This window comes from Rhodococcus sp. OK611 (assembly GCF_003050885.1).
Classification (GTDB): domain Bacteria; phylum Actinomycetota; class Actinomycetes; order Mycobacteriales; family Mycobacteriaceae; genus Rhodococcus_G; species Rhodococcus_G oryzae.
Map to the genome: position 1 here is coordinate 181382 of NZ_QAOZ01000014.1, position 11740 is coordinate 193121.

Here is an 11740-nt window from a genome sequence, read left to right on the forward strand (position 1 = left end):
GGGGCGCAATTCACGCACAGTGCCTGACCAGGAGGTTTCCGTGGTCGACCCGACCGTGTGGCGGGAATTCGGCACGCCCCTGGCCCCGCCGACCGGGCGGGGACCCCTTGACGGGATGACCGTCGCGGTCAAGGAACTGTTCGACGTCGCCGGGTACCCGGTCGGGGCCGGCAACGAGCAGTGGCTCGCCGAATCCCGACCGGCAATGTCGACGGCGCCCGTCGTCGCCGCCCTGCTGGAGGCGGGTGCGGCGATCGCCGGGATCGCGCGAACCGATGAGTTCGCCTACAGCCTGGCGGGCACCAACCCCCACTACGGGACCCCGCCGAATCCGAGCGCGCCGGACCGGATTCCCGGCGGGTCCAGCGCGGGACCGGCCGCGGCGGTCGCGCTCGGCGATGCCACCATCGGGCTCGGCACCGACACCGGCGGCTCGATCCGCGTCCCCGCCTCCTACCAGGGGCTGTTCGGGATCCGTCCCACGCACGGCGTCGTCCGCGCCGACGGCGTGCTCCCGCTTGCGCCGACCTTCGACACCGTCGGGTGGCTGACGCGCGACCCGGACACGCTGCTGATGGTCGGGCAGGTGCTGCTGCCCGACACCCCCGAGCGCGGGTTCGCGCGGGCGGTCGTGTCCGACGAGCTCATCGGGCTGGCCTCGCCGCAGGTGCGCGACGCGATCGACGGCGCGGTGGCACTGTGGCGAGGCGCGGGCGACCTCCCGCCGATCGAGCGGAGCGCCTTCGACGCGAGCGTGCTGCCCGGCTGGGCCGAGGTCTTCCGCACGGTGCAGGGGTGGGAGGCGTGGCGGGCGCACGGTTCATGGATATCCCGGCATCGCGACAGCCTCGGCCAGGACGTCGGCTCACGGTTCGAGACGGCGGCCGGCTATGCCGTCGCGCAGCGGGACCGTGCCGTCGCCCGGATGCGGCAGATCCGCGACGACATCGACCGATGGCTCGGCGACGACCTGCTGGTGCTGCCGTCCGCGTCATCGGTGGCGCCGACCCGGGCGGACGCAACGCTCGGCGGCCCGGTGATCGAGGGCACTCGCGCCACCACCCTGGAGCTGACCTGCATCGCGGGTCTGAGCGGCCGGTGCGCGGTGAGCGTGCCGCTGCCGACAGCCGACGGCGTCCCCGTCGGGTTGTGCATCCTCGGGCCGCGCGGACGCGACCTCGACCTGCTGCGGCTGGCCCCCGCTCTGGTGCCCGCTCTTCAGCCCGGCTGAGTCGACCTGCCCGCCCGCTCGAATCGCACCTGTGCGCCCGGCACCAGCTGCGCGGCCACGCCCAGGTCGGCATCGATGACCACCGCGATCACCGGATAGCCGCCGGTCACGGGATGGTCCGCCAGGAACAGCACCGGCTGTCCGCCGCTCGGCACCTGCAGCGAACCCGGCACCATTCCCTCGCTCGCCAGCTCGGTGGTGTCCCGGCGCCGCAGCGGCTCGGCGCCCTTCAGCCGCGCGCCCACCCGGTTGCTGTCCGTCGACACCGTCCACGGCTGGCCGAACAGCGTGTCGACGGCGGCGGTCTCGAAGAGTTCCGATCGCGGCCCGAGCCGAACCCGCAGCCGAGCGGGGGACGGGTTCGCAGGGGGCGGCGGGATGATCTCGTCGGCAGGCCAGTCCGAGCTCAGTTCGCCGACGGCCAGCCGGTCGCCTGCCCGCACCGGCTCCGGGCCGAGCCCGGCGAGCGTGTCGGTGGCGCGACTGCCGAGCGTCGGCGGGGCGTCCACCCCGCCGCGCACGGCGAGGTAGCAGCGCAGGCCGTCGGTGGCGTTGCCGAGGGCCAGCACGTCGCCGTCGGACAGGTGTACCGCGCTGTAGTCCGCGCTCGGGGTGTGGTTGACCGACAACGGGACCCGGGCTCCGGTGACCGCGACGGTCAGGTCGCCGTGCGCTCGGACCGCGAGCCCGCCGAGCGTCACCTCCAGGGTCGCGGCGCCGGGGTCGTTGCCCACCAATCGGTTTGCGCTGTCGTGGGATCCGCGATCGGCGGCCCCCGACGCGCCGACCCCGAGCGCGGCGAATCCGGGCCTGCCACGGTCCTGGACCGTGGTCAGTGCCCCGGTGCGCAACACCTCGAGCCAAGCCACCCGACGATTGTCGCCCATCCCCGGCCGCGACAGTACCATCGCCGGATGGTCACTGCCGCCCTGTACGGGCTGGGAACCGCAGTCCCGCTGCTCATCGGGGCGATCGTCGGGCTTCGCTACGACCTGCCGCGCCCACTGCTGGCGGCCCTGATGGCGTTCGGCGCGGGCACCATGGTGGCGGCGGTGTCCACAGAGCTGTTCCAGCCGGCCTTCGAGGCCGAGGGCGTGCTGATCGCAGGAACCGCCCTGATGGCGGGCGCGCTCGTCTACGTGGTGTCCGATCACCTCATCGAGAACAAGCTCGGCCCCGCCGCGCTCGGCTGGGCGCTGATGCTCGGCACGCTGCTCGACGGCATCCCGGAGAACACCGCGCTCGGTGTCTCGCTGAGCGCGGGTGGCGGCCTCGTGCTGCTGGTCGCGGTCGCGGTCGGCAATGTGCCCGAGGCGGTCGCGGGCGCGGCGTCGATGCGCAAGCAGCCGAACTTCAACCGCCGCCGGGCAATTCTGCTGTGGACGGTGACCGCGGTCGTGCTGGTGCTGGTCGTGATCGCCGCGAATGCGGCCGCCGACGCCATCCCGGATCGGCAGATCGCGGTGATCCAGGCGTTCGCGGGCGGCGCGACGATCGCGGTGCTCGCGGATTCGCTGATGCCGGAGGCGTATCGGGAGGGCGGTTGGTGGGTCGGGCTGTCCACCGCGCTCGGCTTCCTCGTCGCGTTCGCGCTCGGCGGCTAGCACCCGGCTGCCCGCACCCCCCCGTCCGACGAGTGTGCAGCTGCCGGCGCAGCTACTCGGGCGATGCCCCGGCAACTGCACACTCGACGGGCCGCCCGCCTTGACCTCGACTGAGCTTGAGGTTTTAGCCTGGTTGTCATGGCGCCGACCGACACCTCGACCACTCGGCTCGACCGCGGCTGGCGGCAGCTGCTCGGCGCCGACTACCTCGGGCCGATGGTGGTGCTGGCAGGCGGCGTCGCGCTGTATGCGATCAACATCTACCTGACCACCAGCCTGCTCCCCTCTGCGGTCGACGAGATCGGGGGAGCGCGGTTCTACGCGTGGGCCACCACGATTTTCCTTGTCGCCTCGGTGATCTCGGCGGTCCTGGTGAGCAGGCTGCTCGCGGTCGCGGGGCCGCGGGGCGCCTATCTCGCCGCGATCGGGCTGTTCGCGGCGGGCACGGTGGTGTGCGCCGCCGCGCCCGACATGTTCGCGTTGCTGGCGGGCCGTGGCTTGCAGGGCTTCGGCGGCGGGCTGCTCAGCGGACTGGGCTACGCGCTGATCCGGTCCACGCTGCCGCAGCATCTGTGGGCCCGCGCCTCGGCGCTGGTCTCCGGGATGTGGGGTGTCGGGACGTTCGTTGGTCCCGCCCTGGGTGGGGTGTTCGCCCAGTTCGGGGCCTGGCGGCTGGCGTTTGTCGTGCTCGCGGTCCTGGCGGCAGGCATCGCGGCGATCGTGCCCCGGTACATCACGGGGGAGCGGATCGAGGGGCCCCGGGTCGGCGTGCCTGCCGTGTCGATGCTGCTGCTGTCCGCGGCGGCGCTGCTGGTGAGCGTGGCGGGCATCGCGACGAACGTGGCGCTCACCGCGCTTGGCGTGGTCGCGGGCGTCGCGCTGCTGGTCGCCTTCGTCGCGCACGAGCGCCACGCGGGCACCAGGGTGCTCCCCGCGGCGACGTTCACCCCCGGCAACACCCTGAAGTGGACCTACGCGACGTTCGCACTGCTGGCGGTCGCGTCGACCGCCGAGACCTTCGTGCCGCTGTTCGGTCAGCGGCTCGGCGGCCTCGAACCCCTGGCGGCGGGTTTCCTGGGGGCCGCGCTCGCCGTCGGCTGGACCCTGGGCGAGATATCCAGCGCCGGTGCTTCGCGCAGGTCGACGGTGCGCGTCCTGGTCGTCGCCGGTCCCGCCTTGGTGACGATCGGGTTCCTCGTCGCCGCGGCGACCCAGCGGGAGGGCGCGACGGCGTGGGTGATCGGGGTCTGGGTCGCGGCGCTGGTGCTGGGCGGCGCGGGCATCGGCATGGCGTGGCCGCACCTGTCGACCTTCGCGATGGGCGCCGAGCACGACGAGGTCGAGGGCGGGAAGGCGGCCGCCGCGATCAACACCGTGCAGTTGGTCTCCAATGCGGTGGGCTCGGCGTCGGCGGGCGTCCTGGTCAATCTCGGCGGGACGATGGCGGATTCGGCCAGGCTGTTGTTCGGGTTCTTCGCCGCGTTCGCCGCCGCCGGTGTGCTGACCGCCTGGCGCAGCACGCGGCCGCGCCCCTGACCCCGCCGAGTGTGCACCTGCTGGTGCATCGGCCGAGTGGACGGGTTTGCAGGTGCACACTCGGCGAACCGCTCAGACCGCGACGAACCGAACCGTGTCCCCTGGTCGGAGCAGCGCGGGCGGCTCGCGGTCGGCGTCCCACATCTGCTCGGTGGTGTGGCCGATCAGCTGCCAGCCGCCCGGCGACTTCCGGGGGTAGACGCCGGAGAACTCGCCCGCCAGCCCGACCGCGCCCGCGGGCACCTCGGTGCGGGGGTCGTCCCGGCGGGGCACCCGCAGCCGGGAATCGCCACCGACGAGGTACCCGAACCCGGGGGCGAACCCGGCGAAGGCGACGGTCCAATCGCTGCCCGTGTGCGCCGCGACGACGCCGTCCGGCCCGAGGCCCGTCAGGTCACCGACCGCGGCCAGGTCCGGTCCGTCGTAGTGAACGGGAATCCGCACCAGCGCACCGGTCTCCGCGTAGGTTCCGGACTCCGGCCCGGTCTCGCGCAGCCAGCGCCCGATGCGGGCTCGATCGGTGCGACCGGGGTCGAACCGCACCAGTATCGTCCGGGCGGCCGGGACCAGGTCGACGACGCCCGCCGGGCGGTTCGCGTCCAGCCCCCGATAGTGCGCGACGACGGCGTCCAGGTCGTCGAACTCGGCGAGCACCCCGCCGTCGCCGGCGTCCAGCAGGCGCATCAGACGAAGGGCTCCACGCGGACGCCCGCGTCGTCGAGTCGGGCGCGGATGGCGGCGGCCATCGCGACCGCGGACGGCGAATCCCCGTGCACGCAGACGGATTCGGCAGGCGAGGCGAGGACGGTGCCCTCGACGGCCTCGATCTCCGCGTGCTCGACCATCCGCAACACCCGCGCGGCGACGGACTCCGGGTCCGAGAGCATCGCGCCCGGCAGTCCGCGGGGCACCAGCTCGCCGGTCGGGGTGTAGCCGCGGTCGGCGAATGCCTCTGCCACGGTGCGCAGGCCGGCGGCCTCCGCCTCCGCCAGGAAGACCGAACCCGGCAGCCCGAGCACCGGGAGGGTGGGGTCGTACGCGACGACGGCCGCGACGACGGCGCGGGCCTGCTCGCGGTGGTGCACGATCGCGTTGTACAGGGCGCCATGGGGTTTGACGTAGCCGACGGCGGAGCCGACGGTCTGCGCGAGGGCGTCTAGGCCGCCGATCTGATAGATCACGTCCGCGGTCAGGTCCGTGGGGGCGATGTCGATGAAACGGCGTCCGAATCCGGCCAGGTCCCGATAGCCGACCTGCGCTCCGATCCGCACGGTCCGCTTCGCCGCGGACCGGCAGGTGTTCAGCAGCGTGGTCGGATCACCCGCGTGAAACCCGCACGCGACATTCGCGCTGGTCACCAGGGCAAGCATGGCCTCGTCGTCGCCGAGCCGCCAGGCGCCGAAGCTCTCGCCGAGGTCGCTGTTGAGATCGATGGATGCCACGCCTCGAATCCTAGTGCCGCGTGCCCGAGGTCTTCTTGCGGTTGCCGGGGCCCACGCGGCGCCTTGCTGCGTTGTCGGAGTCCCAGGTAGAACACCGCTACCTGGGACTTCTCCGCCTTGCGATGCATCCACGCGGATCCCCGGCAACCATCAATGGACTTCGAGCACGAGGCACTGGCCGCGGCGCGGATTCAGGCCGGGACCGCGACCCGTCCGGTGCTGCCGCGACGCGACCCGATCGCCCGGCAGGCCAGGTAGATCACGAACGAGATGGTGGTGACGAAGCTGGACACCGGCACGCCAGGGGCCAGCGACAGCAGGATGCCGCCGACCGCGGCGATCTCGGCGAACAGGATCGAGAACAGCGTCGTCCGGAGCGGGCTCGAGGTGATCCTGGCCGCGGCGGCCGCGGGCGTGATCAGCAGCGAGAGCACCAGCAGCGCGCCGACGATCTGCACGCCGAGCGCCGCGGCGACGCCGACCAGCACCGCGAACACGATGGACAGAGCTCGGACCGGAACGCCGCGGGCCCGCGCGACGTCCGGATCGGTGCTCGCGAACAGCAGCGGCCGGTACACCACGACCAGCACCGCCAGCACCAGCACCGCGCACACCAGCAGCAGCTGCAGGCCGCTGTTGCCCACCCCGACGATCTGGCCGACCAGCAGCGAGAAACTGGTGCCGGTGCGCCCCGGGTACAGCCACATGAACAGCACGGACAGGCCGAGGCCGAACGAGAGGACCACGCCGATCACCGAGTCCCGTTCGCGCACTTTGGATCCGAGCAGTGCGAACAGCACGGCGGCGAACACCGAGCCGACGATGGCGCCGAGTCCGACGCTGATCCCGGCCAGCAGCGCGGCGGAGGCGCCGGTCAGCGACAGCTCGCTGGTTCCGTGCACCGCGAACGACATCTGCCTGCTGATGATCAGCGGACCGATCGCACCCGCGAGCAGGCCGAGGATGGCCGCGGCGAGCAGGGCCTGCTGCACGAAGTCGTACTGCAGCAGGTCGATGGTGGCCTGCCAGTCGAACATCTTCGAAAACGTGTCTGCGAGCTTCTCGTTCATTCGTGCGCCTCGTGGTGGATTCCGTCGGCGCCCGTGGAACCGAGCGCGTCGATGGCGTCGCCGGTGCCGACGACGACCAGCCGTCCGCGCACATGCAGCACCTCGACGTCCGTCTGGTACAGCTCGGAGAGCACCTCCGAGGTCATCACCTCGGCGGCCGTCCCGATCCGGAACCGCCCGTCGACCAGGTACAGCACCCGGTCGACCAGCGGCAGGATCGGGTTGATCTCGTGGGTGACGAACAGCACGGCCGTGTCGTGGCCCAGCCGGCGCTGGTTGATCAGGTCGGAGACCCGGTGCTGGTTGGCCAGGTCCAGGCTGAGCAACGGCTCGTCGCAGAGCAGCACCTTGGGATCGCCGACCAGAGCCTGGGCGACCCGCAGTCGCTGCTGCTCGCCGCCGGACAGCGAGCCGACCGGCGCATCGGCGAAGGCCCGGGCGCCCACCTGGTCGATGGCGTCGTCGACGATGGTCCGGCGGGAACGGCGGGAGCGGAACCCGGTGCCCCAGCGGTGACCGTCCACGCCGAGCCCGACCAGGTCGCGCCCGCGCAGCGGCAGGCCCTCGTCCATCGTCTTCTGCTGCGGCACGTATCCGACGTGGGAGTTCCCGGTCCGGGCAGGCGTTCCCGCGATCGTGGCGGTGCCCTCGGACAGCGGGAGCTGGCCGAGCAGGACCTTCAGGAGTGAGGTCTTGCCGGACCCGTTGGGCCCGAGGACCGCGATGAACTCGCCCTGCTCGAAGCTCAGGTCCAGTCCGGACCACAGCGTGCGGTCGCCGTAGGCCAGCCGGGCGCCTCTCAGTTCGACGGCGGGTGTTCGGCTGACGCTCGGTGCGTCGGGGGCAGGGTGGGTCACGGGGCCATTCCGGGTCTGGTTGTCACGCGGCTCGTTGCCGGCACGCGTGACCGGTGGATTCTTCTTCGGCGCGCGGTTTCTCAGTGGGCGGCGTTCAAGGCCGCAGCGAGCGATTCGGCGGTGCGGGTCTGCCACTGAATGTAGTCGAACCCGTCTGGCAGGGTCTCGGTGACTTCGACGACGGGGATGCCCGCCGATTCGGCGGCCTCACGGATGTTCTGGGTCGCCTTGTCCTGCGTCTGGCTGTTGTAGACCAGGACCTTCACCTTCTTGTCGGCGAGCAGATCCCGCGTCGCGGCGACGGCCGCGGGCGGCGGGTCGTTGCCGTCCTCGATGGCCTTCGTGAAGTCCTGCGGCGTCTCGTCCCTGAGGTCGGTCGCCACCAGCAGGTAGTGCGCGATCGGCTCGGTCTGCGCGACCGGTGCCTGTGGATGCGCGGCGGCGATCGAATCCGTGATGGCCGTGACGGCGTGCAGTTGTTCGTGGAAGGTCGCCGCGTTGGCGGTGTATGCGGCGGCGTTGGTGGGGTCGATCGTGCCGAGTTCGGCGGCGATCTGCTTGGCGACAGCGTCCACGGTCGGGATGTCGTACCAGACGTGTTCGTTCACGCCGCCGTTGTCGTGGTCGTGGCCGTCGTGCGAGTCGTGCTCGGCGGCAGCGGGTTCCGCGGGGGCGGTGGTGGCGCCTGCCGGGGCGGCAGCCTCCTCGACCACGTGATCGTGGTCGCCGTGCAGGTCGGTATCGGTGCCGTACAGGGCGAACGCGTCGACGGTCCGCTTGCCCGGCGTGCCTGCGAGGACGTCGTCGATGAACTCGTCGTAGCCGCCGCCGTTGTAGACGACCAGGTCGGCATCGGTGATGGCGGCGGCGTCCCGGGGGCTGGCCTCGAACGAGTGCGGGTCGGCGAACGCGTCGTCGATGATCGAGGTGACGTCGGCCCGGTCGCCCGCGACGGCCGCGGCCACCGAGCCCCAGACGTCGGTGGAGGCGACGATGTTGGCGCGCTGCCCATCGGCGAGCGGGGTGCCCGCGCCTGCGTCCGGGTCGGACGAGCAGGCGGCGAGGGTCAGTGCCCCGACGAGCGCCAGGCCGGCAATGGCGAACGCCGAGCGGCGCCGGGTCGGGGCGGTGAGCGGCGTCAGATCTCCCTTGGGCATGGCCTAGATACTAATGGAAATCGTTTCCGTTGTACATTGGAGGGGGCGTGCTGACGGTCACTCGCGGCATTGCGTACCGTCCCGTTATGCCCAGGTCCCGTCATCCGCGCCGTCAGGCGACGCTGGCGTCCCTGGCGGCGGAGCTCAAGGTCTCCCGTACGACGGTCTCGAACGCCTACAACCGGCCCGATCAGCTTTCGACCGAACTCCGCGAACGGGTGCTCGAGGCGGCCAAGCGGCGCGGTTACCCCGGCCCGGACCCGGTCGCGCGCTCGCTGCGCACCCGCAAGGCGGGCGCGGTCGGCCTGCTGCTCACGGAGGCGCTGAGCTACTCCTTCCGGGATCCGGCCGCGATGAGTTTCCTGGCCGGTCTTGCCGAGTCCTGCGAGGCGGCGGGGGAGGGACTGTTGCTGATCCCGGCCGGGCCGCGGCGTGACGACGTCCAGTCCGCAGCCGTGGTTCAGCAGGCAGGCGTGGACGGTTTCGTCGTCTACTCCGTGGCCGACGACGACCCGTACCTGGCCGCGGTCCTCGAGCGCCGCCTGCCGATGGTGATCTGTGACCAGCCGCGCGAGATCGAGGGCGCGTCGCTGGTCGGGATCGACGATCGCGGCGCGATGCGCAAGATCGCCGACTATCTGTTGTCGTTGGGGCACAAGGACATCGGCGTGATCTGCATGCGGCTCGGCCGGGACCAGCGGGACGGTGTGGCGGGCGCCGACCGTCTCGATTCGCCGAACTTCCACGTCCAGCGCGAACGGATCGCCGGGGTGCGCGACGCCCTTGCCGCTGCCGGGCTGGACCCGCGATCGTTGACCGTCATCGAGCGCGCGGAGCACAGCTCCCGGTCCGGTCACTCGGCGGCCGAGCAGGCGCTCGCGACCGATCCACGGATCACCGCGCTGCTGTGCACCACAGATGTGTTGGCGCTCGGTGCCCTGGACTTTGCGCGGTGGCGCGGCATCGACGTACCCGGCCAGCTGTCCATCACCGGGTTCGACGGCGTCGACGAGGCGCTGCGCGAGGGCTTGACCACAGTCCGTCAGCCCGCGGAGGAAAAGGGCAGGCGGGCCGGGGCGCTGCTCCTGACGCCCTCACATTCCGGTGTGGCCACCGTCGAGATGCTCGACACCGAATTGGTGCGCGGTCACACCGCGGCGCCGCCGCCCGCCTGACCGGGCTCAGTACCTGGCGAGGTTCTGCGTGGCCCAGACCCGGCCATCCAGTGGCGCCGCAAGGGGTACCCCCCCAGAGCGGAGCTCGTGCCGGCCCCGTCCGACTACTCCCGGAACACCAGCAGCGGCACGTGGAGCTCGGCGGAGGTCAGTGATCCGTGATGACCGATGAGCATGGACTGGAGCGGCTCGGCGCCGGTTCGGATCAGCGCGCTCGATCCGCGGGCTATCGCGATCACGTCACCGATCCGTTCGGTGGCTGCGGGGGAGACGGTCGGACCGAACCAGCCGTTGTCGATCGCCTCGGCGCGGGTCAGCACCGCGAATTCATCGCCGAGGCGGTCCCGCCAGGACGCGACGACCTGGTCGGCGGCGCCGTCGTCTGTATAGACGTGGCGGGCCCGGGGCTCGCCGCCGATCAGGTGGACGCCCTCCGTCAGTTCGGGGGACGTATCGATGTCGACGGGGGATCGCACCTCGACCATGCCGTGGTCGGCGGTGACGATCAGCGCGGCGTCGCGTGGCAGCCGCTCGGCGAGCTGGCGTGCCATCAGGTCGACCTGCGCCAATTCCAGCGCCCACGCGGCCGAAGCCGGGCCCCTGGCATGCCCGGTCAGGTCCAATTCGCCGTGATAGGCGTAGACAAGGGATCGAGAACCCAGCCGGAGCGCACTCGCCGACGCGTCGACCAGGTCGCCGAGCGAGAAGCTGGGCAGGAACTCCCCGCCGCGCAGCGCGGCCCGGGTCAGTCCGGAACCGCCCTGGTAGGGCGGGGCCACCCTGGATACGGAGATGCCCGCCGCGGCGGCGCGCTCGAAAGCGGTCGGCGTCGGCTGGAACTCCTCGGGTACCAATTCCTTGAGCAGGTCCACCCGGGGGCCCTCGCCGTGCAGGCGCCACTTCAGCGGATTCATCAAGCGGTCCTGCCCGGCCGCGGGGATGAGGTAGCCGACCACTCCGTGCTGTCCGGAGGGCAGTCCCGTGCCGAGCGAGGCGAGGCTGGTCGCCGTCGTGGTCGGGAAGCCCGCGGTCAGGATGGGGCCGAGTCTCGCGGAGAGAAAGGGTGCCGCCTCGGGGTGTGACGCCAGCAGTTCGGCGCCGAGTCCGTCGATCAACAGCACGCAGACGCGGGAGACGCCCGAGAGGTCGAGCCCGATCCGGTCGGTCTCGCCGGCCACGCCGAGGTGAGCGAGCACGGAGGGGACGAGGTCGGACAGCGTCGCCTGGCCATAACGGGGTGCGAGGAGCATGACGCCAGGCTATCCGCGCCCTCCGAATGAAGGGGCGCAAGCGAAACCAATTCCCAAGAATGGCGCTGACCAGGCGATTTGACGCTGTGTTCTTGTTCGCGTAACTTTTGTCGAGTCAGAGCGACACGGACACCGACCCGCCCGAGAGGCGCGGGACACGAGGTTGGACGTCAGGCGCCAGACCATCCTAGAAGTTGTAGCCGGTTTCGGTCGGCTGCGCTTCACTGCCTTCTTACTGGGGCGGGGCCGGTTTTGACCGGGTCTGCTCGATGAGATAGGCTGGAACAGTTGCCCCGGAGCGGCCGAGAACGAGTTTCTTGGCAGTGATGGTGTGTGCGTGTTCTTTGAGAACTCAACAGTGTGCCGATGAATGTCAGTGCCAATATTTTGGTACTCCACACTCACTCTTTCCAATTGG

At 71.4% G+C, this 11740-nt stretch carries 11 protein-coding genes; 4 read left to right on the top strand and 7 right to left on the bottom strand.

The window, feature by feature from the left end; all coding sequences use genetic code 11:
* Positions 1–40: 40 nt before the first annotated feature.
* Complete coding sequence (locus C8K38_RS18970; RefSeq protein ID WP_257017586.1) at positions 41–1231, top strand: amidase; 1191 nt, start codon at positions 41–43, stop codon at positions 1229–1231.
* Here C8K38_RS18970 and C8K38_RS18975 read toward each other — a convergent pair.
* Positions 1219–2100: a biotin-dependent carboxyltransferase family protein gene (locus C8K38_RS18975; protein ID WP_179800628.1), complete on the bottom strand. Its 882-nt coding sequence runs from the start codon at positions 2098–2100 to the stop codon at positions 1219–1221. The two genes, C8K38_RS18970 and C8K38_RS18975, sit on opposite strands and share 13 nt — an antisense overlap.
* Before the next feature lie 45 nt (positions 2101–2145).
* Between C8K38_RS18975 and C8K38_RS18980 the strand changes: the two genes are divergently transcribed.
* Together C8K38_RS18980 and C8K38_RS18985 are read left to right on the top strand one after the other, a co-directional pair.
* Positions 2146–2835 (top strand): ZIP family metal transporter, encoded by a 690-nt coding sequence (locus tag C8K38_RS18980; protein ID WP_097212958.1) that lies wholly within the window; start codon positions 2146–2148, stop codon positions 2833–2835.
* Positions 2836–2973: 138 nt separating this feature from the next.
* Positions 2974–4371 carry an MFS transporter gene (locus tag C8K38_RS18985; RefSeq protein WP_097212959.1) on the top strand — a complete coding sequence of 466 codons (1398 nt, stop codon included), beginning with the start codon at positions 2974–2976 and terminating at the stop codon, positions 4369–4371.
* Positions 4372–4443: 72 nt separating this feature from the next.
* Here the strand turns inward: C8K38_RS18985 and C8K38_RS18990 are convergent, their stop codons facing one another.
* From C8K38_RS18990 to C8K38_RS19010, 5 genes are all read right to left on the bottom strand, one after another.
* Positions 4444–5055: a 5-oxoprolinase subunit B family protein gene (locus C8K38_RS18990; protein WP_097212960.1), complete on the bottom strand. Its 612-nt coding sequence runs from the start codon at positions 5053–5055 to the stop codon at positions 4444–4446.
* Positions 5055–5813, bottom strand: coding sequence for a LamB/YcsF family protein (locus C8K38_RS18995; RefSeq protein ID WP_097212961.1), 759 nt, complete (start codon positions 5811–5813; stop codon positions 5055–5057). Before C8K38_RS18995 ends, C8K38_RS18990 begins: the two co-directional genes overlap by 1 nt.
* A 191-nt stretch (positions 5814–6004) precedes the next feature.
* Positions 6005–6883 (bottom strand): metal ABC transporter permease, encoded by an 879-nt coding sequence (locus tag C8K38_RS19000; protein WP_077042945.1) that lies wholly within the window; start codon positions 6881–6883, stop codon positions 6005–6007.
* A complete protein-coding gene (locus C8K38_RS19005) occupies positions 6880–7740 on the bottom strand; it encodes a metal ABC transporter ATP-binding protein (RefSeq protein ID WP_097212962.1) in 861 nt (286 codons plus the stop codon). The genes C8K38_RS19000 and C8K38_RS19005 overlap by 4 nt, the downstream gene beginning before the upstream one ends.
* A gap of 80 nt (positions 7741–7820) precedes the next feature.
* Positions 7821–8897 (bottom strand): metal ABC transporter solute-binding protein, Zn/Mn family, encoded by a 1077-nt coding sequence (locus C8K38_RS19010; protein WP_097212963.1) that lies wholly within the window; start codon positions 8895–8897, stop codon positions 7821–7823.
* An 86-nt stretch (positions 8898–8983) separates the two neighbouring features.
* Here C8K38_RS19010 and C8K38_RS19015 point away from each other — a divergent pair, with 86 nt between their 5' ends.
* On the top strand, positions 8984–10072 hold the full coding sequence (locus C8K38_RS19015) for a LacI family DNA-binding transcriptional regulator (protein ID WP_097212964.1): 1089 nt from the start codon (positions 8984–8986) through the stop codon (positions 10070–10072).
* A 104-nt stretch (positions 10073–10176) separates the two neighbouring features.
* On the opposite strand, the gene C8K38_RS19020 is transcribed toward C8K38_RS19015, so the two are convergent.
* The gene (locus tag C8K38_RS19020; protein WP_097212965.1) at positions 10177–11322 is read right to left on the bottom strand and encodes an alkaline phosphatase family protein; all 1146 of its coding nucleotides are present in this window, start codon (positions 11320–11322) and stop codon (positions 10177–10179) included.
* Positions 11323–11740: the final 418 nt, after the last annotated feature.